Source organism: Larkinella humicola, from assembly GCF_008727875.1.
Lineage (GTDB): Bacteria > Bacteroidota > Bacteroidia > Cytophagales > Spirosomataceae > Larkinella > Larkinella humicola.
In genome coordinates this window covers 639,364-663,232 of record NZ_VTWS01000003.1, presented here as the reverse complement: position 1 = coordinate 663,232, position 23,869 = coordinate 639,364, and the positions used below count along the sequence as shown (strand labels likewise).

Annotated in this window: 23 protein-coding genes; 10 read left to right on the top strand and 13 right to left on the bottom strand. The window is 52.6% G+C overall.

Translation table 11 applies throughout. The features are described from left to right. Nucleotide 1: 1 nt before the first annotated feature. From bshC to F0P93_RS14860, 5 genes are all read right to left on the bottom strand, one after another. A complete protein-coding gene (bshC, locus tag F0P93_RS14880) occupies nucleotides 2-1,549 on the bottom strand; it encodes a bacillithiol biosynthesis cysteine-adding enzyme BshC (protein WP_150877174.1) in 1,548 nt (515 codons plus the stop codon). 130 nt (nucleotides 1,550-1,679) lie between these two features. Then, a complete protein-coding gene (locus F0P93_RS14875) occupies nucleotides 1,680-2,006 on the bottom strand; it encodes a PadR family transcriptional regulator (protein ID WP_150877172.1) in 327 nt (108 codons plus the stop codon). 105 nt (nucleotides 2,007-2,111) lie between these two features. Further along, a complete protein-coding gene (locus F0P93_RS14870; protein ID WP_150877170.1) occupies nucleotides 2,112-2,834 on the bottom strand; it encodes a 3-keto-disaccharide hydrolase in 723 nt (240 codons plus the stop codon). Nucleotides 2,835-2,929: 95 nt separating this feature from the next. Further along, on the bottom strand, nucleotides 2,930-4,279 hold the full coding sequence (locus F0P93_RS14865) for a Gfo/Idh/MocA family protein (RefSeq protein WP_150877168.1): 1,350 nt from the start codon (nucleotides 4,277-4,279) through the stop codon (nucleotides 2,930-2,932). A 196-nt stretch (nucleotides 4,280-4,475) separates the two neighbouring features. After that, nucleotides 4,476-5,066 carry a hypothetical protein gene (locus F0P93_RS14860; protein WP_150877166.1) on the bottom strand — a complete coding sequence of 197 codons (591 nt, stop codon included), beginning with the start codon at nucleotides 5,064-5,066 and terminating at the stop codon, nucleotides 4,476-4,478. A gap of 225 nt (nucleotides 5,067-5,291) precedes the next feature. Here F0P93_RS14860 and prfA point away from each other — a divergent pair, with 225 nt between their 5' ends. After that, nucleotides 5,292-6,365 (top strand): peptide chain release factor 1, encoded by a 1,074-nt coding sequence (gene prfA / locus F0P93_RS14855; RefSeq protein ID WP_150877164.1) that lies wholly within the window; start codon nucleotides 5,292-5,294, stop codon nucleotides 6,363-6,365. A 271-nt stretch (nucleotides 6,366-6,636) separates the two neighbouring features. Here prfA and uvrB read toward each other — a convergent pair whose 3' ends face one another. Further along, the gene (uvrB, locus tag F0P93_RS14850; protein WP_150877162.1) at nucleotides 6,637-8,667 is read right to left on the bottom strand and encodes an excinuclease ABC subunit UvrB; all 2,031 of its coding nucleotides are present in this window, start codon (nucleotides 8,665-8,667) and stop codon (nucleotides 6,637-6,639) included. Between the two features lie 159 nt (nucleotides 8,668-8,826). Between uvrB and F0P93_RS14845 the strand changes: the two genes are divergently transcribed. Beyond that, nucleotides 8,827-9,081, top strand: coding sequence for a hypothetical protein (locus F0P93_RS14845; protein WP_150877160.1), 255 nt, complete (start codon nucleotides 8,827-8,829; stop codon nucleotides 9,079-9,081). Nucleotides 9,082-9,100: 19 nt separating this feature from the next. Here the strand turns inward: F0P93_RS14845 and F0P93_RS14840 are convergent, their stop codons facing one another. Next, complete coding sequence (locus F0P93_RS14840; RefSeq protein ID WP_150877158.1) at nucleotides 9,101-10,690, bottom strand: glycoside hydrolase; 1,590 nt, start codon at nucleotides 10,688-10,690, stop codon at nucleotides 9,101-9,103. 59 nt (nucleotides 10,691-10,749) lie between these two features. Beyond that, on the bottom strand, nucleotides 10,750-12,213 hold the full coding sequence (locus F0P93_RS14835) for a M61 family metallopeptidase (protein ID WP_150877157.1): 1,464 nt from the start codon (nucleotides 12,211-12,213) through the stop codon (nucleotides 10,750-10,752). Nucleotides 12,214-12,337: 124 nt separating this feature from the next. Here F0P93_RS14835 and rpmH point away from each other — a divergent pair, with 124 nt between their 5' ends. The 5 genes from rpmH to F0P93_RS14810 all read left to right on the top strand — a co-directional run bounded on the left by rpmH (nucleotide 12,338) and on the right by F0P93_RS14810 (nucleotide 16,062). Then, on the top strand, nucleotides 12,338-12,505 hold the full coding sequence (gene rpmH / locus F0P93_RS14830) for a 50S ribosomal protein L34 (RefSeq protein WP_111628991.1): 168 nt from the start codon (nucleotides 12,338-12,340) through the stop codon (nucleotides 12,503-12,505). An 83-nt stretch (nucleotides 12,506-12,588) separates the two neighbouring features. After that, the gene (gene rnpA, locus F0P93_RS14825) at nucleotides 12,589-12,984 is read left to right on the top strand and encodes a ribonuclease P protein component (protein WP_150877155.1); all 396 of its coding nucleotides are present in this window, start codon (nucleotides 12,589-12,591) and stop codon (nucleotides 12,982-12,984) included. Nucleotides 12,985-13,101: 117 nt separating this feature from the next. Beyond that, entirely contained in the window at nucleotides 13,102-14,757 is a 1,656-nt protein-coding gene (locus F0P93_RS14820; protein ID WP_150877153.1) for a S41 family peptidase, read from the top strand. An 88-nt stretch (nucleotides 14,758-14,845) separates the two neighbouring features. Continuing rightward, complete coding sequence (gene tsaB / locus F0P93_RS14815) at nucleotides 14,846-15,538, top strand: tRNA (adenosine(37)-N6)-threonylcarbamoyltransferase complex dimerization subunit type 1 TsaB (RefSeq protein ID WP_150877151.1); 693 nt, start codon at nucleotides 14,846-14,848, stop codon at nucleotides 15,536-15,538. A gap of 5 nt (nucleotides 15,539-15,543) precedes the next feature. After that, complete coding sequence (locus F0P93_RS14810) at nucleotides 15,544-16,062, top strand: DUF2480 family protein (RefSeq protein ID WP_150877149.1); 519 nt, start codon at nucleotides 15,544-15,546, stop codon at nucleotides 16,060-16,062. 118 nt (nucleotides 16,063-16,180) lie between these two features. Here the strand turns inward: F0P93_RS14810 and F0P93_RS14805 are convergent, their stop codons facing one another. The 5 genes from F0P93_RS14805 to F0P93_RS14785 all read right to left on the bottom strand — a co-directional run bounded on the left by F0P93_RS14805 (nucleotide 16,181) and on the right by F0P93_RS14785 (nucleotide 20,634). Then, nucleotides 16,181-16,999: a hypothetical protein gene (locus F0P93_RS14805; protein ID WP_150877147.1), complete on the bottom strand. Its 819-nt coding sequence runs from the start codon at nucleotides 16,997-16,999 to the stop codon at nucleotides 16,181-16,183. Between the two features lie 71 nt (nucleotides 17,000-17,070). Then, nucleotides 17,071-17,661, bottom strand: coding sequence for a ribonuclease HII (gene rnhB / locus F0P93_RS14800; protein ID WP_150877145.1), 591 nt, complete (start codon nucleotides 17,659-17,661; stop codon nucleotides 17,071-17,073). Nucleotides 17,662-17,736: 75 nt separating this feature from the next. Further along, complete coding sequence (locus F0P93_RS14795; protein WP_150877143.1) at nucleotides 17,737-18,747, bottom strand: VWA domain-containing protein; 1,011 nt, start codon at nucleotides 18,745-18,747, stop codon at nucleotides 17,737-17,739. A 10-nt stretch (nucleotides 18,748-18,757) separates the two neighbouring features. Then, nucleotides 18,758-19,762: a hypothetical protein gene (locus F0P93_RS14790; RefSeq protein ID WP_150877141.1), complete on the bottom strand. Its 1,005-nt coding sequence runs from the start codon at nucleotides 19,760-19,762 to the stop codon at nucleotides 18,758-18,760. Nucleotides 19,763-19,767: 5 nt separating this feature from the next. Next, the gene (locus F0P93_RS14785) at nucleotides 19,768-20,634 is read right to left on the bottom strand and encodes a DUF58 domain-containing protein (protein WP_138993017.1); all 867 of its coding nucleotides are present in this window, start codon (nucleotides 20,632-20,634) and stop codon (nucleotides 19,768-19,770) included. Nucleotides 20,635-20,879: 245 nt separating this feature from the next. On the opposite strand from F0P93_RS14785, the gene F0P93_RS14780 reads away from it, so the two are divergent. The 3 genes from F0P93_RS14780 (at nucleotide 20,880) to F0P93_RS14770 (ending at nucleotide 23,515) form a co-directional block, all read left to right on the top strand. Further along, nucleotides 20,880-21,299 (top strand): DUF4296 domain-containing protein, encoded by a 420-nt coding sequence (locus tag F0P93_RS14780; RefSeq protein WP_150877139.1) that lies wholly within the window; start codon nucleotides 20,880-20,882, stop codon nucleotides 21,297-21,299. After that, nucleotides 21,296-22,618, top strand: coding sequence for a protoporphyrinogen oxidase (gene hemG, locus F0P93_RS14775; RefSeq protein ID WP_150877137.1), 1,323 nt, complete (start codon nucleotides 21,296-21,298; stop codon nucleotides 22,616-22,618). Before F0P93_RS14780 ends, hemG begins: the two co-directional genes overlap by 4 nt. A 96-nt stretch (nucleotides 22,619-22,714) precedes the next feature. After that, nucleotides 22,715-23,515 (top strand): polyprenol monophosphomannose synthase, encoded by an 801-nt coding sequence (locus tag F0P93_RS14770; RefSeq protein ID WP_150877135.1) that lies wholly within the window; start codon nucleotides 22,715-22,717, stop codon nucleotides 23,513-23,515. The last annotated feature ends 354 nt before the right edge of the window (nucleotides 23,516-23,869 follow it).

Sequence of the window (23,869 nt, the reverse complement as noted above, 5' to 3'; positions counted from 1 at the left end):
CTTAGTCTTTCAGCACCAGCATCTGGTAGGCCAGCGGATCAAAAGCGGTCAGCAATTTCGGGATAAACTGCGGGTCGTTGAGCTGGAAATTCAGGTAGTTTTCGGAGCGTTCCTGAATACCGCCGTTCGGGAAGAGCTTCTGTTTCAGGGTCATCAACTGGCTGAGAACCGTCTCGTAATTCTTCTCCTCGGTTTTCTTCAGCCGCTTTTCCAAATGATCGATCGTGTGCATCAATCGGGTTTTTTCGGCCAGAACGGCCCCTTCCAGCGATCGATCCACTTTGACGGATTTGTGTAAAATCTCGGCAAAACATTGTTCCAGACACGCTTTCTGTTCCGACAGATCGAGGGAGTTTCCCGAAATCCGTTCCGTATACGCCCGGCGCAATTTCACCTCGTCCCAGAACAGCTCTTCGGGCGATACACCCAGTTTGTCCATCTTTTTGGCGCTGGCCGGATTCACGTACAACGCAAAATTGCGGGGCATCAGCAGCGGAAACGGAATCTTGAAATGATCGAAAACGCCTTTCAGTTGAAGCCAGTATGGCACTTCCGACGGGCCGCCGATGTAGGCCAGATTCGGCAAAATGACTTCCTGATAAACCGGCCGCAGCACTACATTGGGGCTAAACCGCTCCGGATGTTCGTCAACTAACGCCAGCAATTCTGCCTGCGAAAACCGGATTTCCGTGTTCAGTACTTCGTAAGAATCCTCGCCATCGGTAACGATTCGCTCGCGCAACTGGTCGTCCAGGTAAAAGAGATTGATTTCGCGGGGCGTTATCTGCGTTTTGTACCCGAGTGCTTCCAGTTGCTGGGTGGTTTTGGTCACAATGCCATCGGTTGGACGGTTTAGCAACTCGTCTTTAATGATGGGCGCAAACAGCCGTTTCAAGTCTGCATCGTCGGGGTCGAGGCAAATCAGGCCCTCTTTGCCGAGCAATTCGTTGGCGTACCAGCGAACGGCGTCCGACAACGTATCGTGTTTCAGGTAAGCCTCCTCAAACAGAAACAGCTTTTCCGGCATCTGGTCGAACACGGTTTTCAATTCTTTCGGGTTCATTCGCCCAACGGCTCCGCGTTGCTCCGTCTCCCAGGTATAGTTTTTGCCAAACAGCGTAAAATGGTTGATTTCCGCAAAATCATGGTCTTCGGCGGCCAACCAGTAGATTGGCACAAACCGGTAATTTGGATACGTTTCGTTCAGTTTTTTCGCCAGATTTACCGTCGTAATCCACTTATACAACACGTAAAGTGGCCCGGTGAAAATATTGAGCTGGTGGCCCGTCGTCACCGTAAAGGTATTGGGCTGGGTCAGGACCGAGAAGTCGGGTTTGTTGGGAATGTGCTGGTACTGCCGTTCCAGAACTTCCACCAGCGTCTGCCGTTTGCTGTCGTCGAACGCCCGGTTTTTGACTTGTTCCTCAAACGCTTCCAGGGTTGGAAAGTGGTTGTAATAGGGTTGGAGGGCTTCTTTTTGCGAGATATAATCGAGGAACAGATTCGAAAACTGGCCGGTGGCGGTGAGTGGCAGGTACTGACAGTCCATGAAAATGGGATTTTTGTCACTGAACACAGAATCGGGGATCAAGGTTCGGACGAGTTAAGGTGAATACACGAATGGCAAAGCAACGCATGCCGATCGGCTACGGTTTGGCCCCCGCAATCGTATCCAGAAATCAGGCCAGCCCGGTTTTCGGAATCTGGTTCCAGAGGTTGTTTCGGGTCGTGTGAATTTCCTGCAATGCCCGGGTTCCGCCCAGCGTCACGCTGAAAAACCGCTTTCGCCGACCCCCGCGTTCGGCGGTGGCCCCGCCCATCTGCGATTTAAGGTAGCCTTTTTCTTCGAGTCGTTGCAGCGTCGCGTGAATGGCGCTCAGACTGACGGTACGACCGGTTTGCTTCTCGATTTCTTCCAGAATGGTTACGCCGTAAGCCTGCCCGTTCAGCATGGCAACCGTTAGCAGAACCAGTTCCTCAAATTCGCCTAAGTACGGACGATTCATATTTGTTTAGGTTTTGTAAAACAAATATATCCAGATTCTTTTAGCAGCAAAGAACCGGTCGGGAAATCATCGTTTTTTGGCGGAAAATGACGGAAAATTAATTTATTAAAGTGCCCGAATCTTGATGTTCCGGTAGTAAACCGGGCTGCCCCAGTCCTGCAAACCAATGCTTCCTTCTAGCTTGCCTTTGCTGATCGGAGCATTTTTTAGGTTGCTTTCGGCGATTCGTTTTTTCCAGTCGGCACTCTCAACGTTGTGTTCCTGAATGAGATAACCGTTCATGTAGACCGACAGGACTTTCCCTTTCAGCTTGAAATGAATCTGGTTCCACTCGCCCACGGCTTTCGGTTCGCGAATGCGGGCGTTGGCCACACTGAAGAAATCACCCGCACGGTGTTTGTTTTCCGGGGCTCCTTCGTAGATGGCGTTGTCGAGCACCTGAAGCTCCAGGCCAGTATGGTAAATCTCCTTGTATTCCGGGGCTTCGGTTACAAAAAAGAAAATACCACTGTTCGTAAACCGTTCGACTTTACAATCCGCCTTGAATTCAAAATCCCCTTTAAACGTCTGATCCGTCACCAGATCGCCCCCGTTTTTGGCTTTGTTTCCGGCGCGTTCCGGTACATTCAATTTCAGTGCGCCATTCTCAATAATCCAGGCCGAGCCGACACCGGTTTTGCCGTACGTATGCCATCCGCTGACATCTTTTCCGTTGAAGAGCAGTTTCCAGCCTTCTTTCTTTTCCTGTGCAGTCAAGGTGTTCGGAGCCTGCGCAAACAGGTGGACGACCGATAGGAAGAACAGCACAGTTAGTGAGATTTTTTTCATAGGTTTTGAAAGAGAGAAAAGAGCAGAGACAAGAGAAGAAAGACGCGGGTTTTCAGGTCTCTACTCTCTTGTCTCTGCTCTGTATTCTAACAAAATTACATCGCCCAGCCCGGGCGGTATTCGCGTTTCAGGTAGGGGTTCAATTCCGGGGCGTTGGTGAAGGCCATGGTTTTCGTATCCCAGTTCAGTTTGGTGCCCTGTTTGTAGAGCGCCACGATGCCCAGCAGCATGGTTTCGCACAACGGACCGGCATATTCGAAGGGAGAAACCGCCTTGCCGTTTCCTTTACAGGCTTCCGCCCAGTTGCGTTCGTGACTCATGCCCACGCGAGGAATCGTCTGCGCCGGTTTTTTGTAGGAATCCATTTTTTCCTGCGGCAGTAGCCGCGGTTTGGAGCCGTATGTCTCATGAAAGAGTTTTCCTTTCGTTCCGACATACAAAACGCCACCACCTTTCGGAACGGGGCCGTCGCCGAATTCGATCGGTTTGGGTGGCAGAATACCGCCGTCGTACCACGTCATCGTCAGCGGATTTTTCTTGTCTTTGGTTTCAAACTCGAAAGTCACCAGCGACGAAACCGGGTAGCTTTGCTTGTTAAACGGCGTCGAGGAAGCCTCGACGGTGATCGGTGGGTTGAGCCCCAGCGCCCAGAACGGGTGATCGACCAGGTGAGCGCCCATATCGCCCAGCGCCCCGGCACCGTAGTCGACCCAGCCGCGCCATTTGAACGGGGTATACGCCGGATTGTAGGCCCGGTGCGGAGCGGGGCCTAAAAACAACTCCCAGTCCAGCGTTGACGGTGCGTCGACGGCTTCCTTCGGTACCTCCATGCCTTGTGGCCAGATGGGGCGGTTAGTCCAGACGTGGACTTCCTGTACTTTGCCAATGGCGCCGTCGGCAATCCATTCGTTGATCAGCCGGGCATCGTCGTTCGAGTGGCCCTGATTTCCCATTTGGGTAACGACTTTCGGATTTTCTTTCGCCAGCCGCGCCAGTTCGCGCGATTCCCACACCGTAACGGTCAGCGGTTTTTGCACGTAAACGTGCTTGCCGAGTTTCATGGCGGCTGACGCAATGATGCCGTGCAGGTGATCGGGCGTTGCTACCACGATGCCGTCGATGTCCTTCTGGGCTTCGAGCATCTTGCGGTAGTCTTTGTACCGCTTGGCGTTCGGGTATTTTTCGAAAACCGGGCCGGCGTATTTCTCATCAACATCGCAAAGCGCGACGATGTTTTCGGTGGGCGCCAGGGCGTTGAGGTTGCTTTTTCCCATGCCGCCGATGCCGACCCCGGCGACGTTCAGTTTATCAGACGGCGCGATGAAGCCTTTACCACCCAGCACGTGCCGGGGCAGAATGGTTACGCCAGCCAGAGCGAGCGACGAGGCTTTGACAAACCCGCGTCGGCTCACCGCCTGATCGGCTTTGTTTTTCAGATTGCTCATACGTGAAACAGTATGTTTGTTAAGGGATGGAATACGAATGTGTTAAAAGTACAAAATCATTGTTTGTGTCGTACTATTCAATCGTATTTTCATACTATTCTGTGTAACCCTGACAGCGGTCTGAAGACCCTGTCAGCGGTTGAAAAATCTATTAGCCAGATCAACCGCTGACAGGGTCTTCAGACCGCTGTCAGGATTACTTCAATTTTTTCGGATTAATCCGCCGGATCACTTCCCGTTTGTTGAACACGATTCGCCAGATCACGAACGGCAAAGCCGCATTGTCGGTGCAGGTTTTGCAGATGATATCATCCGTCGCAACGGGTGAATTGTAGACAAAAAGCGTGTCGTTCAGTTTCTGGACGTTATCGTTCTGCTCCAGTTTATTCTGAGCGTTATAGACATACGCTCCCAGCAAATCCCGCTCTTTGGGGTTCAGGGCCGGGTTGGTCACGTCCTTCGCCTTCAGCAAATCGATCGTAATAGCGTATTGTTTTTCCAACCGCCGAATAGCCGGTACATTTTTCAGGTTGCAAAAGGTGGAGTCTCCGGGCTTTTTGGTCAGCTCACGGATTAGCACTTTTCGGGTAGTCAGAACGAGGGCTTTGCCCCACTCGTCAACGGTGGTGGTCAGTTGGACATTGGTGACCCGCTTGATCTTGTTGTCGTTCATCTCCTGCACCAGCGCCTTCGTATTCTGGTTCCGTTCGGGGTTGCAGGCGGATGCGAAAAAGAGAAAAAAGGCCGGACAAATCAGAAAAAGGAATGGAGAAAAGATGCGGTTCATTGCCAGGAACTTAGTGTGGTGAATTCGTGTCATCAATCAGGATAACGATGGGGTTGGCCGTTTCGTTGACAAATGTACGACCGAAGCGTTGACTGACCGAATTTTCGTAGATTTGTATCAAAATACTCCTAAATCCCCTGAAGGGGACTTTTGCACATGGATTATTTCGTGTCCAAGTCCCCTTCCGGGGATTTAGGGGTAAGTTAGGCATAAAGTTTCTGAACAATGATTGATCAATTAGAATCCATAAAAGAACGGTTTGAGGAGGTGTCTCAGCAAATCATGATGCCGGAAATCGTTTCGGATCAGAAGAAATACACCAAGCTGAGCAAAGAATACAAAGACCTCGAAAAGATCGTCAAACAGTATCAGTTGTATAAAAAACTGATGAACGATATCGACGGCGCGAAAGAGTTGCTGGCGACCGAAAAGGACGAAGATTTGCGCGAAATGGCCAAAGCCGAACTCGATGAGCTGGTGCCGCAGCGCGAACCGATGGAGAATGTCTTGAAAGAAATGCTAATTCCGAAAGATCCCAACGACAGCAAGAACGTCATTCTCGAAATCCGCGCCGGAACCGGTGGCGACGAAGCCTCCATTTTTGCGGGGGATCTGTTCCGCATGTACCAGCGGCTGTGCGACCGCATGGGCTGGCGGATGTCGCTGATGGACTTCACCGACGGAACTTCGGGTGGTTATAAGGAAATTATCTGTCAGGTCGAAGGCGAGGACGTCTACGGCAAACTGAAATTCGAATCCGGCGTTCACCGCGTTCAGCGGGTTCCGGCCACCGAATCGCAGGGACGGATTCATACCTCAGCCTCCAGCGTAGCGGTTTTGCCCGAAGCCGAAGAGGTTGACGTTCAGATCAATATGAATGACATTCGGAAAGATACCTTCTGCTCGTCAGGTGCGGGTGGCCAGTCGGTCAACACCACCTATTCGGCGGTTCGGCTCACGCACATTCCGTCGGGTCTGGTCGTGCAGTGTCAGGATGAACGTTCGCAGATCAAGAATACCGAGAAAGCCCTGACGGTTTTGCGGTCACGGTTATATGAAATTGAATTGCAGAAACACAACGACGAAATCAGTTCGCAGCGCAAGTCGATGGTGGGCAGTGGCGACCGTTCCGACAAAATCAGGACCTACAATTACCCGCAGAGCCGCGTCACCGACCACCGCATCGGCCTGACGGTGTATAACCTGCCGACAGTGATGGACGGCGACATCGACAACTTTATCGAGCAACTCCGCATGGCCGAAAACGCTGAACGGATGAAAGAAGCCGCGTTGGTGTAAGTACTCTGGTCGGAAAGCCGCTGCCGCTCTAGTCCGTGAGATTCTTATCATTTTAGGAGCTTGGACAGGGATCTTACGGACTAGAATCTATTTGGGTTAATCCGGAAGCCCTGGAAGGGCAGTCTGTCAATAGTCAAAAGGTTATCCACAACTGGTAGCTCCGGCGGAGCGGCCTGAAGTTGTTTTTAGCCCGCTCCGCCGGAGCTACCAGTTGTGGATAACCTTTTGACTATTGACAGGGAAGGCCTCCGGCCTTAGTTCAAACCACTTCTTAGACATTTTGAGTCGCTTTCAACCGGTCGCGGAGTTGAAACAACTCATCCCGCAGCCGGGCCGCTTCCATGAAATCCAGGTCTTTGGCGGCTCGTTCCATTTTATTCTGAGTCTCTTTGATGACCTGCTCCAGGTCATTTTTCCCCATGTATTGCACCACGGGATCGGCAGCAATCCGGAATTCGTCGGGTTCAACGTAGTATTGTTTGGCCTCCGGACGCGAATCGGCAATGCTGGTTTGGCCCATAATGGCGTCGTGGGATCGCAAAATGGTCATTGGCGTAATACCGTGTTTCTCATTGTACTCCATCTGGATTTCCCGTCGTCGGTTGGTTTCGCTGATGGCTTTCTCCATCGAACCGGTGATGCGGTCGGCATACATGAGCACGCGCCCGTTGGAGTTCCGGGCCGCCCGGCCAATGGTCTGAATCAGGGATCGAATGTCGCGCAGGAAACCTTCTTTATCGGCGTCCATGATGGCCACCAATGACACTTCCGGCAAATCGAGTCCTTCGCGCAAGAGGTTGACACCCACCAGCACATCGAAAACACCCAGTCGCAACTCCCGCAGGATTTCAACCCGATCCAGCGTTTTCACTTCCGAGTGAATGTAGCGGCCTTTGACGCCCACCCGTTCCAGGTATTTGCTCAACTCCTCGGCCATGCGTTTGGTCAGCGTCGTCACCAGCACCCGTTCTTTGCGTTTGACGCGGATGTCGATCTCTTCCAGCAAATCATCGATCTGGTTCAGACTGGGCCGTACTTCAATCGCAGGGTCCAGCAAACCGGTCGGGCGAATCAACTGTTCGACCACTACGCCTTCGCTCCGGCGTAATTCGTAATCAGAAGGGGTTGCGCTAACAAAAACCGTTTGCCCGGCCATTTGCTCAAATTCCTGAAACGTAAGCGGACGGTTATCGAGCGCCGATGGCAGCCGAAAACCGTAGTCAACCAGGGCTTCCTTGCGCGAACGGTCACCGCCCCACATCGCCCGGATTTGCGGCATCGTCGCGTGGCTTTCATCCACAATCGTCAGAAAGTCGTCGGGGAAATAGTCGAGCAAACAGAAGGGACGCTGGCCGGGTTGCCGGCGGTCGAAATACCGGGAGTAGTTTTCAATACCGGAACAATAGCCCAGTTCGCGCATCATTTCGATGTCGAACTCGGTCCGCTCCTTGATTCGCTCGGCCTCCATATTCCGGAATTCGGATTGAAAATAGCGAATCTGCGCCACCAGGTCATTCTGAATTTCGCCGATGGCCATGTTCAGGGTATCCCGGCCCGTTACGAAGAGGTTTGCCGGGAAAATGGCAATGATCCGGTCGTCGCCGATCTTCTTGCCCGACGCCGGATCGATGCGCTGAATGGCTTCAATTTCGTCGCCGAAGAAAACAATCCGGTACGCAAAGTCGGCATAACCGGGAAAAATATCGACCGTATCGCCCTTTACCCGGAACGAACCACGCGTGAATTCCACCTCGGTACGGCTATACAGAATTTCGACCAGTTTGAAGAGAAACTGGTTGCGGCTGATGGTTTCGCCCACGCCCAGCCGCACGATGCTTTTCTGGTATTCGTTCGGGTTACCCGCGCCGTAGATGCAGGAAACCGACGCAATCACCACAATATCCCGCCGACCGCTCATCAGCGCCGAAACCGTCGCCAGCCGGAGCTTGTCGATCTCTTCGTTGATGGCCAGATCTTTTTCGATGTACGTGTTGGTCGTCGCGATGAACGCTTCCGGCTGGTAGTAATCGTAGTAAGAGATGAAATATTGAACGGCATTTTCGGGGAAAAACTGCTTGAACTCGCCGTAGAGCTGAGCTGCCAATGTTTTGTTGTGGCTCAGCACGAGCGTCGGGCGGTCGAGTTGGGCAATGACGTTGGCAACTGTAAACGTTTTGCCAGATCCGGTAACACCCAACAACACCTGCGACGGTTCGCCTTCCTTAATGCCTTTTACCAGCTTTTCAATGGCCTGTGGCTGGTCGCCAGTCGGTTTAAATTCTGAAGTCAGCTTGAAATTCATAACAAGCTAAGATACGAAAAAAGCAAGATTGAAACAAGAACGGTTTTAAAGATAACCGCACTTTGTCAGGATTGTTAGCGTATGCTCATTCTGTCATTTTTTTCCAAACAACTCGCCCACCTCCCGGTTACGATAGTAGTCACTCAACGTTCAATTACCATGAAAAATAACCTGAAAAATGCATACCGGAGCCTGATTGTCGGGTTTGGTATTCTTTCGACAACCTTTTGCCTGAGTTGTAATTCCAAACCGGAAAGCACGCAATCAGGCACCGATTCGACGGCCATGGCGAATGATACGAGCATTATGGGAATTCAGGGCGACACGACCACCAATTCGCTGGATGCACCACAAGCAGCCCAGGGCGATACCGGACAGACGCTCCCGGAAATGCGCGCTAAAAAGAAAAACTGATTCGGGCGGTATTCACTGATTATTGATACGTCCCCACCAGCGTAACGACCGACTTGGGTTCCAGCCGAATCTGATCGGCCCGTACGGTGGATTTCGTCAGGGTTTGGGTGGCGGAGGTGGTATAACCGGCAAAGCGTCCGTTCCGAATTTTTACTCCGCTGAGGGATACGGTCAGGGCGTCGGAGGTCATGTTGATGCAAACCAGCACAAGCTGTTTACGGGCAGCATCTTTGTAGGCCGACACCATACCCTGACTTGCTTCGGCCACCGGGTTCGCCACCTCACCGATGCGGACCGCCACCCGTTTCATGCCGGGCCGGATGAAGCGGGCATAATTGCCGAACGCCCAGAGTTGTTTGGAGTCGATCACCTGCCCGTCAAGCCGGGCGTTGTCGTGGTTTTTGTACCCGCCGTCGGGGCCGTTGATATACACCAGCCCATCGCTGTAATCGTACGGATTGATGGCCAGCCACCATTGCCACGAGGTCACGTTGGCGATGGTTAGGTCGTTGTGAATCACCTTTGCCACGTAGAGCCCATAGTCGATGTCGGTGTGGCGTGGACTGCCGTTGTACTGGCCGCAGATGTCGCCCAGAACACCAAACTCACTTTGCCAGAGTGGCGGACTCCCCACGGTTTTGGCGCGTTGAGCCGCTTTCTGGCGCATTGCCACGAGTGTCGAATCCCGGCAGGTCGAAAAATAGCTGTGATACGCCCAGATCGGTTCCACATTCGGGAGTTTGGGTAGCGAAGCGGTTTGGTTCGTGCCAAAAAAGTAGTCAAGCTGATTGCCGCGTCCACTTTCGGCTTTCTCGTAGAGGTAATCAAGCTGGCCCGCTTCACCCGTTACCACCTTTGTTTTGGATTTACCGGATGCCAGTTTGGTCGCTAAGGCTTTGGTTACCGCCAGAATATCCGCATTTTCCGCCGGGGAGCCTTCCTGATTGGCTTTGCCGTTTTTGCCGGCGGTCCAGTCCCACTGCGGTTCGTTGATGGGGCTCAGGTAATCAAAGTTGAAGTGTTCGGCCACGGTGACCAGAAAATCGGCGAAGGGTTCCAGCGCGGTTGGTTTGAGATTGAACGCTTTTCCGCCCGGCGAAAAGGCTTTGCCGTTTCGGGTCATTTGCACGGGCGGGGAGTTGGTAAACCCGAGGGTGTAGCGAACACCCCGCTGGCGGGCCGCCTGTAAAAACCATTGATTGCCAGCCTGTTTACTCCAGTCGTAACGGCCATCAGGAGTTAGAAAACACGCTTCCCGGCGCCATTCATCCCGGATGGTGCTGCTGTCTTTCTGTTCAAAGCTTCCGGCACCGATGTTGACCCGCCACAACGACAATCCAATGCCTTTCGGCTGGCCGCTGGCCAGGGTATCCTGACTGAAGAGCAGATCGGCGATCTGGTTCTTTTTGGCCTCATCGCTCCATTTCCCAATAAACTTGGCCGACCAGCAATCGGACGCGCCGAAGCTATGGATGGTTTGAAACTCCTCATTCAGGTTGATCGTCACCGCCGAAGCGAGCGGTTTGGCCGGTTCCGTGAAACCGGTTCGGTGGCTGGTGCCGGTCAATACAATCAGGAGGAGCAGGGCGGTTTTGGCAAGGAGTCTCATGGAAAAAGAAAAAATAACAGGTGTCTTTACGATTGACTTTTACCCGTCTTCCAACCCGATCAGGATTGAACACCCAGCCACTGGTAGCGGTTTTGCAAACCGGCCTCGTCGTCGTGCTGAACGAGCAGCACCGACGGCGCACTAACTAGGTCGGTGGTATCGTATTCCAGTTGCAGGCCGACAAACGCCAGGTATTCGTTCAGGAGCGATTCCAGCGGTTCATTGCCAAAGATGCAGCGGTCATAATACCAGTCGAGCGGTTCATCGGCCACTTCTTCCGTGATGGCGCGGTACTCCTCCAGCGTATACCCCACGAACGGTTTTCCGAATCGTTCCCACATCAGCCGCATGACGTCATCGAGTGAACGGGCGTGGTTCCATTTTCGGCGGATGTGCAAGTCCAGAATGAGCGCAACCGTAGCGCCCTTGTAATACACCGACACTTTCCGGTTCGGTACGCCTTTGTCGTAGCCGTCCAGCCACAAATCCCAGGACGATTCGGTAAGCGACTGGAACGATCGTCCGTTGGGTTCAAAATGCCGTTTCAACAGCACCTGAAGCTCTTTCCAATAGGCGGCATCGGTGAAAACGTTCGCCCGGCGAAGGAGCAAATCCCCGTAATAGGTCGTGACGCCTTCAGCCACAAAGCAGGTCGTAAAGTACGTTTCCCGGGTAAAATCATACGGCAATAACTCCATTGGCCGAATGCGAATGACATTCCAGGCGTGAAACAATTCGTGTGACGAAACGCCCAGCAAATCCGTATACAGGCCCTCGCCTTCGTCGTTGGGGCCCAGCACGAGCATGGTGGAGTTGCGGTGTTCGACGCCGTGGTAATGCGCCGTCGGCAGAATCAGCGTCAGAAAATGGTAGTCTTTCTCGGGAAATTCGCCGAAGAGCCGGATTTGGGTTTCCGAAAACCGGCTGAAATCGCGCCGGATTCGTTCCCAATCCGGTTTGATGTTGCCGCAGATCCAGAGGTGAAACAGGGTCTCATCGACTTCATATTCCAGGTGTTGCAAATCGGGCGAAGCGATGAGCGGGCAGTCGACCAGTTCATAGAAATCGGAGGCAACCAGGATGTTAGGTGCGGTTTGCTTCATTCCGCAGGCCATCTGCCAATCGTCCGGAATGGCCAGTTCGAGCGTGCAGGGTTCCAGCAGACGACCGTCGGCATACAGACACAAATTGACCGGATTGAGGTACAACAGCCGCTCGTCGGCGTAGCTGGTTCCCGCGTTGATGGTGTTGCTGTAATACGTGTACCGGGCGACGAGTTCCGAAACGCCTTCGGTTTGTACCCGCCAGCGGTCTTTGGTGAGTTTCTGAAACGCCAGCGGTTTTCCGGTTTGATCAAAGATTTCGAACCGCTGAATGTTTTTGGCGAAGTTCTGAATCTCATACCGGCCGGGGCGCCAGGCGGGGAGCTGCAGGTCAACGGTGGACGATGAAATGGCCGTCAGCAAAAAATCAACTTCAAGGAGCCGGGACGAAGGGTTGGTAGACGAAATACGGTAGTGCATACCTGCGAATATAACCGCTTGTTTGTGAAAACGCTAAATGTGAAAATCAAACTTGTTTCGTTCCGTAACATTCTCTACCTTTGCAGACTCATTTGAAAAATAGGCATCCAAGATATAGTTAGTCATGAAAAGAACGTTTCAACCTTCGAACCGTAAGCGCCGGAACAAGCACGGCTTCCGCGAGCGCATGGCATCAGCCAATGGCCGCAGAGTACTGGCCGCCCGTCGCGCAAAAGGACGTCATAAACTGACGGTTTCGGACGAGAAAAAAGGCGATCGGTTTAAAATCTAATCGTTTAAGGTTTGAAGTTTAAGGTTTAACGTTTCTGCGCAAGAAGCAGCCTTAAACGTTAAACATTAAACCTTAAACGCATTATGAAGCAAACGTTCAAAAAATCCGAACGGCTTTGCAGTAAAAAAACCATCGGTCAGTTATTTCAGAAAGGTAGTGCGACCACGCGGACGTTCTACCTTTTTCCATTTCGACTCCTCTATATGGACGACCCCGAGCGGGGCAATCCAGCCGGGACTGATCCGCTGCCTGCCGTCCTGATTTCGGTCTCCAGCCGAAACTTCAAAAAAGCCGTCGACCGCAACCTCATCCGTCGCCGGGTCCGCGAAGCCTACCGCCTGAATAAGGCACTTCTGTTCGGAACCGCTGAAAAACCGAAGCAACCTCCCGCCTATATTGTCTTTTTATATACCGCCCGCGCAATAATTTCGTTTGAAGAGATAGAAAAAAGTATGAAATTAGCTTTAGCTCGTGTGTGAGTAAAAAAGCTATTTCACAGAGTTTATCAGAGAAAACCAGAGGTAATCAAAGTTTTCTCTGATAAACCCTGATTTTCTCTGATTAGCTCTGAGAAACAACTCATTTTCCTTAAAGATATGCGCAAACGTCTGACTGTCGCCCTGGGAGCGACCCTTCTGGCAGGAAGCCTGGGTTTTTATTCGTTCCGCAACGACGACCGGTTTTTTGAAATTGCCCGCAACCTGGACATTTACGCGACGCTGTTCAAAGAGCTGAATCTGTATTACGTCGACGAACTGAATCCGAACCGGATGGTGAAGAACAGCATCGACGCCATGCTGAAATCGCTCGACCCGTATACCAACTTCTTCGCCGAAGACGAAATCGAGGATTACATGACGATGACCACCGGACGCTACAATGGCATCGGGGCGCTCATTGGCTCGCGGCAGGGACGCAGCATCGTGATGATGATTTATGAAGGCACACCCGCCGAGAAATCCGGTTTGCAGATTGGCGATGAGATTCTCAAGGTCGACGGTGTGGACATCAAAGCCCGGCGCGAACTGGATTCTGACAAACTGCTCCGGGGGCAAACCAATACGGCGGTTAAACTGACGGTGAAACGCTTTGGAGCCAAAGACCCCATTGATCTGAATGTGACGCGCGATGTGGTCAAAATGACCAACGTGCCGTATTCCGGCATGATTTCGAGCGACGTAGGCTACATCGATCTGAAAGACTTTACCGGTACGGCATCGCGTGAGGTGCGGAATGCGTTTGTCGAACTCAAAGGCAAGGGCATGAAAAAACTGGTGCTGGATGTACGCGAAAATCCGGGCGGTTTGCTCAATATGGCCATCGATATCGCCAACATCTGGTTGCCGCGCGAATCGGAAATTGTGACGACCAAAGGCAAAGTAACCGAATGGAACAAAACCTACACGGCTTTGAACCCGCCCCTGGATCTGGAAATTCCGATCGTCGTGCTGACCAACAGCCGGAGTGCTTCGGCGGCCGAAATCGTTTCGGGCGTTATTCAGGACTACGACCGGGGCGTTCTGGTAGGGCAACTGACCTACGGAAAAGGGCTGGTGCAAACCACCCGCGAACTGTCGTACAACACCAAGCTGAAAATTACCACGGCCAAATACTACATTCCGAGTGGTCGCTGCATTCAGGCCATCGACTACAGCCACCGCAACCCGGACGGCAGCGTGGGCAAGATTCCGGATTCGCTGAAAACCGCCTTCAAAACCAAAGCCGGTCGCCCGGTTTACGACGGTGGTGGCGTTACGCCGGATGTGCTGGTCGAACCGATAACTCCCGCCCCGATCGCGATTAGCCTGACCAACAAGGGGTTGATTTTCGATTACGCCATCAAATACCGGCACGACCACCCGACCATCAAGCCCGCGCGTGAGTTCAGCCTGACTGACGCCGAATACCAGAATTTTGTGACATGGCTGAAAGACAAGGAATACGATTACACCACGCAGGTTGAAAAAGAACTGGGAACGCTCGAAGCCTCGGCCAAGAAAGAAAAATCGTTCGATCAGATTCAGGATCAGCTAAAAGCGTTGCGTACGAAACTGTCGCACAGCAAGGATGTCGATCTGGTGACGTTCAAAAGCGAACTGAAAACGTTGCTGGAACAGGAAATTGTCGGGCATTATTACCTCCAGAAAGGCATGAAAGAAGTTTCGTTCGCGACCGATCCGGAAGTCAAAGCCGCCCTCGACCTGTTCAAAGACATGAACCGGTATCAGTCTATTTTGAAAGGAAAACCTTAATTTTTTAATGATGAATGATGAACGATGAACGATGAATTTGTGCGCCAGCCCATTCATCGTTCATCGTTCATCGTTCATCATTCATTTCATGTCTCTTATTCTCTCCCTCGATACCTCTACCACCGTCTGTTCGGTAGCCCTTCATCGCGACGGAGCGGTTTTGGCCTGTTTCGAATTGTTTACCGAAAAATCATCGTCGGGCATGTTGACGACGCTGATTCAGAATGTGGTTCATCAGAGTGGACACCAGCTTTCTGAACTGGACGCAGTCACCGTGGCCAAAGGGCCGGGGTCCTACACCGGTTTGCGGATTGGCGTTTCGACGGCCAAAGGGCTGTGTTTTGCGCTCGATAAACCGCTGCTGGCGATCAACACGCTCGAAGCGATGGCGTGGCAGGTGAACGGTTTTTATCCTGCGTCTTACGCCCTTTGCCCGTTGCTCGATGCCCGGCGGATGGAAGTCTACTGTGCGGTTTATGATTCGGAAGGCCGTGAAAAGGTGCCGACCTCAGCGCAAATCATTGATGAACAATCGTTCGCGGACTTACTGGCGCAACAGCCCGTCGTGTTTTTCGGGAATGGTGCGGCCAAATGCCGGGCGGTTTTGGCGCATCAACCGAATGCGATTTTTACCGAACAGCTCATTCATCCCTCGGCCCGAACGGTGGGCCAACTGGCCGCTCTGGCGTATCGGGAAGGCCGGTTTGAACGTGTCGCTGATTTTGAGCCCTACTACTTAAAAGATTTTGTGGGAACCAAGCCGAAGAAGCTGGTTGTTTAGCGGGTATGGAAACGGAACTGATTGTCAATCGGGTCGCCAAAAGCGGCCTGGTATCCCTGGATTTGGAAGATTATTACCACCCCGGCGAGCGGATTGTCTACGACTTGAAGGGCAACCTGTTTATGGGGCTGATTCTCAAGGAGAAAGATTTCCGTGAATTCCTGAAAACCCACGACTGGAGCCAATACGCTGATAAAAATGTGGCCGTCACCTGCACCGAAGACGCCATCGTTCCGACCTGGGCGTTCATGCTCCTGACGATTCACCTGGAACCCTACGCCCACACCGTGGTGTTCGGTTCGCTGCAGGATCTGGAAGAAAAACTCTATTTCGACGCCATTGCCCGCATCAACATCGAAGACTACCGCGACACCCGCGTGGTGGTGAAAGGCTGCAGCAAAGTTCCGGTGCCGACCGCGGCTTACGTCGAAATCACCCGCCGGTTGCGCCCCGTTGCCCAGAGTATTATGTTCGGCGAGCCGTGCAGCACCGTGCCACTATACAAGCGCCCGAAGCAGGGGTAATGGTTTACGGTTTTCAGTATACGGTTCTCGGTGGCTGACGCATGCTTCCTGGCGGATTTGCAACTGCGTTAGCTGTCATACGTCAGCCACCGAAAACAGAAAACCGTATACTGAAAACCTATTCGTTATAAATAAACTCCTCTTTCCGGCCATCGGCATATATCATCCGGGCGGGATAGCCGTCGGGGCGGTATTCGTATTTCCATTGTTCGTCGGTGCTGATTAACGAAACCAGGTTGATCGACTTTTGCCGGACAATGTTGTTGGGACTCATGTACCAGCTAATCTCGGAGTTCAGGCGGACCGTGCGATAGGGATTTGGCGCAGTATCGTATTCGTAGGTTGTGCTGACATTGGGCCGGGCATTATCGGAAACGTTTGTATATAGCTCCTCCATCGTTACGTTTCCCCGGTTATCGTACTGGAATACGGTGTACGAAGCCAGCTTTCCATCGCTCGTGTAAGTGTTTTTCCGCGTGATTCGATTCCCGTAGGCATACTCAAATGTAGTGGAGGAGCGATACTCGGTTTTTGTATCAGTCTGGGTATAGTTTTGTCGTTTGCGGATGGTCGTGTCGGGATTGAAAACCGTATCATCGTAGGAATAGATTTTCAGGGGTTGTCCCGATTGAATGCTGCTCGACCAGGGCGGATTGGTAAAATGCTGTTCCACGCGGAGCGTATTTCCGTCTGTCCACCGGTAAACCTGTTTGCTGTCCACCGTGCCGTTTGTGTTTGCCGAAATGACCTCGCGGAGCAGGTTGTTCTCGTCGTAGTCGTAGCGGGTGGATCGAAACGAAGCCGGATTCGCCGGATTTTCGTAGTAATCTGTTCGAATCAAACGAAAGGAGGAGCCTCTCGCCAGAATCGCGTCGTCGTTCTTGCGGTTACAGGCCGTTACCAGAAGGAGCAGAAACAGCAGGTTCAGAATTTTCATAAAGGGTTGGAAAAGCAGATACCGACAGGATTCCGTTGGGTCACAAACCGTTGTAATCGGCGACGGAATTTCTATACCAGCCGGAAACTCATCCGGTGCCACCGGCACGGCCCGAATTCCTGAATCGCCCGGCGGTGGTAGGGCGTCGGATAACCTACGTTCCGCTCCCAGCCGTAGTGCGGAAACTCAATCGCCAGGTTTTCCATCAACTCATCCCGATACGTTTTGGCCAGCACCGACGCGGCCGCAATCGACAGAAACTTGGTGTCGCCTTTGACAATGCAGGTGTGCGGAATCATCGGGTAGTTCACAAACCGGTTGCCGTCGACCAGCAAATGATCCGGTTTGACACCACCAATCTGACTCATGATCGAGTCCAGTGCCTGATGCATCGCCAGAAAGCTGGCTTTCAGGATGTTAATCCGGTCGATTTCCTCGTTCGACACCTCCGCAACGGCCCAGGCCAAAGCGTCGCGCTGCAATTCTGTCCGCAGTTGCTCGCGCTGAAAACGGCTTAGTTGCTTTGAGTCAGTCAGAATAGGATGGGTGTAGTTTTTCGGCAAAATAACCGCTGCCGCCACCACCGGCCCCGCCAAACACCCCCGCCCAACCTCATCCAGCCCCGCTTCAATGTAGTTTTCGTTGTAGTAAGAAAGTAGCATACGAGATGTGAGAGGATAGAGGTGAGACAAGCGACAACAACGGCAAAACGGTCTTTACTCTCTTGTCTAACATCTTTAATCTTCCAGTATATTTCCAAAAATCGTGTTCTTCAGGAACAGCGTCAGCAACAGGAACACGATGGCCCAGTACAGATAAACGCGGTAAAAATCTTTGACATCCTTGTAAATCACGGTTTTAACCGGCGCTTTTTCCAGTCGGTCGATTTCGTTGAAAACGGCCTGGAGACGCGGGGCATCGCCCGCCCGGAAAAAACTGCCGCTCCCGATGTTGGCAATAGTAGTCAGAATGCCTTCGTCCACCGTCACCGTCGTCAGGTTGCTGGACACACTCGGCATCGGTGGGCGGCCGATGGCTACGGTGTAAATCCGGATGTTAAACGCTTTCGCCAGCCGCGCCACCGTCACCGGGTCGAGGTTGCCCGCCGTATTGTCGCCGTCGCTGAGCAGAATGGTCACCTTACTCTTGACCTTCGATTCGCGCATCCGGTTGATGCAAACCGCCAGGGCGCTGCCGATGGCGGTTCCGGACGTTTTGATCATGCTGTCATCCAGGTCGTTCAGGTAGCCGTTCAGGAGGTCGTGGTCAGTCGTTAGCGGGCAGAGCGAATAGGCTTCGCCGGCAAAAATAACCAGCCCAATCCGGTCGTTCCGGCGGCTTTTAACGAAACTGCGGGCCACGCGCTTGGCGGCTTCCAGGCGATTGGGCTTCAGGTCGGTTTCGGCCATCGACGACGAAATATCAATGGCGAGCATCAAATCGATTCCTTCGGCCACCCGCTCGGTTTCTTCGCGAATGATCTGGGGCCGCGCAAGCGTCATCAGCAGAAGTGTGGTGGCAATAAACAGGCTGAGGGGCAGTAGATACCGCAAACTCCCCACCAGCGAAGGCTGGAGTTCGGTCTTGTTGAGGGCCACATTCAGCCGTTGCCGCGATGGACTGGACAACAACGATCGTAAGCCAAAGAGCAGGAGAATGGCCGGAATGGCGTACAAATAAATCGGTTGCGCCCAGGTAAACTGGCGCAGTTGCGAAATTGTAAACCATTGATACGAAAACCATTCCATAGGCAACTGTTCAAATAGGCACTTCCTGATTTACTTCCTCCATCCGAACGCTGCTCCGGCGGTAGGCCGTATCCGCCACCTCGTTCAGGATGCGGAGGGACTGCTGCGTCTGGTCGGAATACACACTTCCGTAAATCACACCGTCGATTTCTTTCAGCGCGTCGGCCAGCCGGTTATCCTGCACCGATTCAACAATTTCGCGGGTCGTCAGCGATGTATACGGTTTTCGCTCCAGCCGTTCCATGTACTGTTTCCAGATCACGACGGCCCGTCCGGCGTCTTCGTGGGCGGTTTCGGGGCCAATGCCGCGCGTCAGACGGGTGAACGCCCGTTGAAAATCCAGGTACTGCCGATACAACTGATACCGCCGGATGCGCGTTCGGATGGTTCGTCCGAAAAACAGAAACAGGATCCCCGCCAGCAGGCATAACCCCGCCACAATCGTCATTAGCAACGGATAATTCATCTGCTGCCGAAGCGAAACGACGGTGGTATTGGTCGACAGCCGGAGCGTGTCGGGGCGCAGCGTCTGAATGCGCTCCCGCAGCCGGATCGTATCGACATTGGAGAAAACAACAGTGCAGTCGGTGGGGGTGCGCAGCAGAAACACCGGCACTTTCAACGTCTGGGTCGGACTCGTTTCGAACGATACGAGCGTATACACCGAACTGTCGAGGCTGCCTTTGGCGTCGGTTTTGGTCGAAAAAATCGCAATGTCACGCACCAGAAACGGAGCGAAGTGACGGGAGGTGTCCGGAAACAACACATCGACCCTGGACCGGTGGCGAATGCTCAGGGAATACTGGAACGGTTTGCCGATTTCAATCGTGTCGGTGAGGAAAACGCCTTTGGGAGGCTGGGCGGGTGAGGGAGTTAAGAATGAAGAGTTAAGAGTTAAGAATAAATAATGAATAGCGAACAGCGAATAACGAATACCGATCTGTCGGCGCATAAAATCCGTTTTAGTCGGTTGAATCCGTTTTAGCGTGCGACGACCCGGCTGTGTTCCTGTCATACTATTCATCGGGTTTTTCGGACACGGAACAGCTCGATCAGTTGCGGAACGTAATCCGCCTGCGAATCGAGGGCCACGTAATTGGCGTTATATTGTTTACAAAACCGCTCCAACTGCTGCTGACTCTGCCGAAAGGTCTGTTTGATGCCATTCCGAAAGCCCGAAGAGGAGGTGTTGACCCAAACCGTTCGGCGGCTTTCCGTGTCATAGACCGGAATGATGCCCAATCGCGGCAGGCTGGTTTCCCGCTGGTCGTACATGTGAATCACCACCAGATCATGTTTTCGGGCGAGGGCTTTTAGGCTGTGTTCGTAGCCGGAGTCGATAAAATCCGACACCAGAAAAACCACACTCCGGCGTTTCAGTACGTTGAGCGTAAACAGCAGCGCATCGGTCAGGCTGGTTCGGACGGACTCCGGTTTTAGCTTGAACAGGTTGACAATCAACTGATAACCGTGTTTCATGCTGTTCGACGGTTTCAGGTATTTTTCCTTTTGATCCGAGAAACAATACATGCCCACGTGACTGGCTTCCTTGATGGCCGACAACGCCAGAACGCCACACACTTCGCGGGTCGTATCGAGTTTGGAGCGGGTGGTGGTGCCAATTTCCTGCGACGCGCTGACGTCGATGAGGAAAAAAACCGTCTGGTCTTTTTCTTCCCGGAAGATTTTTACGAACGTTCCGTGGCCTTTCGACGATACGTTCCAGTCGATTGCCCGCACGTCGTCGCCGTACTGATACGTCCGCAAATCGCTGAACTCCAGTCCGGAACCTTTGAAAATGGATCGAAAATTGCCGCGCATCTGCGAATTGACGGCTTTCCGGATCCGAATTTCAAACTGATATAGTCTTGCCAAAAACTCGTGCATGGTGTTTTTTCGGTTCAATGCGGCTGAAAATCCCGAGAAAAAGAATTCAGTCAAGAATAGCCGCGTTGAACAGCGTGTTACTAAGAACAGGATTCCCGACATTTGCATAACTTTCGATATCCCTAAATTCCCTTCAGAGGATTTTATGAATCTGGATACTTCGGTGTCCAAGTCCCCTTTAGGGCCGGGCCGTCGTTACGGATTTAGGGGCTATTCAAATGCCAGCTTTGACAAAAATAACGAAAATGAACGCGCAACTGTGCAGCCAATTCCGAATAGGCCTGCTGTTCCTGTTTCTGGCTCTGTCGCAGGCCTGCCAAACGCCCGTGGCAGAAGCGCCCGAAAACCTGATTCCGGAAGCAAAAATGGCGCAGATTCTGACCGAAATCCACTTGGCCGAAGCCCGGGTTACGAAACTGAACCGGATTTCGCAGGATAGCAATACGCTGATTTACAAGCATATCGAAAAACAGATTTTTCGAAAATACCAGGTCGATACAGCCGCTTATTCGAAGAGTTATACCTATTACTCATCGGACCCGGAACAGTTAGCCGAAATTTATAAAAAGGTGACGGAAGAGTTGGAACGGCGTAAAAAAACGACGGATACCAGCAGCGTGACAAAAAGCAAGCTGCCGACCCGACTGAAAAATTTAGCGAAATGATTGCCATTATTGGAGCAGGTATCTCGGGCCTGACGCTGGCGTATGACCTTCAGCAACGCCAGATCCCGTATCGGTTGTTCGATCGCGGACGTGAACCGGGCGGCCTTATGCAGTCCCGGCGCGACGGAGCGTATTTGATCGAACGCGGACCGAATTCGCTGCTGGGTGATGCGGCTTTGCTGGCCTGGCTCGACCAGTTGGGGCTGACGCCGGACATTCGGTTTGCCAAACCGGTAAGTAAAGCGCGGTATATTTACCGGAACGGAGCCTATCGAAAACTGCCCGCGGGGCCGTTGTCGCTGCTTTTCTCGTCGTTCTTCAGCTGGGAAACCAAAAAGGCATTCTGGCGGGAGCGTTCCAACCCGACGGTTTCGCCCCCGGGTGAAACCTTGAGTGCTTTTTTTCGCCGGCGGTTTTCGCAGGAAGTGGTCGATTATGCGCTGGCGCCGTTCGTGGCCGGTGTCTATGCCGGTGATCCGGATCAGTTGCTGGTTTCGGAAACCTATCCGATGCTGCTGGACTACGAAAAACAATATGGTTCGGTGCTCAAAGGCTTCATCAAAAAGGCGGGTTCGGCGGAGCGTCGGCAGTCGTTCAGTTTCCGTGAGGGATTGCAAACATTGCCCAATGCCCTGGCGGCCCAACTTACGGCCCTCAACCTGAACGATTCGGTAAACCGCCTGACCAAAACCGCAACCGGCTGGCTGCTCGAAGCACAGAGCGGAACGTATTCTGCCGATGCTGTCGTGCTGGCCTGCGATACAGCCGCTGCGGCTCACCTGCTCGAGGCAACCTGGCCGGAGGTGGCCAACCGGCTCCGGCAGATCACCTATCCACCCATGACCGCCGTTCATTCGGTCTATAAACGTGCCGATGTTACTCACCCGCTCGACGGTTTTGGCGGTCTGAATCCGCGGGTCGAAAACCAGTTTGCGGCTGGCCACATCTGGAGCAGTTCGGTTTTCGACGACCGCTGCCCGGCGGACGAAGTGTTGTTTACCAGTTTGGTGGGCGGACAGCAGGGCGCAGAAAACACCCAACACCCGGACGAGGTCATCCGGCATCGGGTGCATCACGAACTCGTTCAGGCGTTTGGCATTCGGGCCGAAGCGCCGGTGCGGCAGTGGCTCACGCGCTGGGAACGGGCTATTCCGCAGTATGACGCCCGGATGGTGCCGGTTCGGGAGCAGACGCCGGCACTGGAAACGGACGGTTTGTATGTGTGCGCCAACTGGTATGAGGGACCGAGTCTGTCTGACTGCATCCGGAAAGCCAAAACGTTGGGTGCGCGACTGGCCGGGTTGGAAATCGCTGAGTAATACCCGGTTTTTAACAAATTTTAAGGGAAGCAGTACCTGATTCCGGTATTTTTTTTTGTTATTTTATGAGTAACATACTCTAACCCGACTGTTGCCTTGAAAGAATGCTTGGTGGTCATTCCGACCTATAACGAAATTGAAAACATCGAACTCATCATTCGAAAGGTCATGAGCCTGCCGACGCCTTTCGATATGCTGATTGTCGATGATGGATCACCGGATGGCACGGCCCGGCGGGTGAAAGAATTGCAGCAGGAGTACGGCGCCGACGGGTTGCCGTGGCGGCTTCATCTGATGGAACGGAAAGGCAAGCTGGGCCTGGGCACGGCCTACATCACCGGTTTTCGCTGGGCACTGGAGCAGGGTTACCGGTATATTTGTGAAATGGATGCCGATTTCTCGCATAACCCTGACGATCTGGCGCGGCTCTACGAAGCCTGTGTCGACACCGGCAACGACGTGGCCATCGGCTCCCGGTACATTACGGGTGTTAATGTGGTAAACTGGCCGATGGGGCGCGTTTTGATGTCGTACTTTGCCGGGATTTACGTTCGCTTCATCACCGGTATGTCGGTCATGGACCCCACCGCCGGATTCATCTGCTACAGCCGGGATGTACTGAAAACCGTCCTGCAAAATAATATTCGGTTTGTTGGTTACGCGTTCCAGATCGAGATGAAGTTTCTGGCCTGGAAATACGGGTATCGCATCACCGAAGTGCCGATTATCTTCACCGATCGAACCCGGGGAGCCTCCAAAATGTCGAGCGGGATTTTCAAAGAAGCCGTATTTGGCGTTTTGCAAATGAAAATTGCCAGCTTTTTCCGGCAGTATATTCCCCCGCCGAAGCAACCAAAACCGGTTCTGGCTGAGCCGGAAACCACAGAAGCGGTGTAGGATCAACCTACACCGCTTTTTTTTTGCGTTTGTCTTTCACACAAAGGCTGATAGAATGGAAGAGTCGTGTTGTATTATTCTGCGGTATTGTGTTTACTATTCAATACACTCCGTTTCTATCCTATAAGGCTAAAACGGCCGTTCCAGCGCTGTTTACGGTACTTTGAAAATAGCCTGATGACGGTAAAACCTCGATTTATCTCCAGTTCGTGAAAAATAAAATTGTATTATATAAAGAATTTTTGAATTTTTCAATTATTTCTGATACTTGAGCAAGCGGCTTATCTGAAAATTAAATGAATCCGTTTTGTATAGATGCCAAATAATATTTGGTGCGTATAAGTACAATTGTAA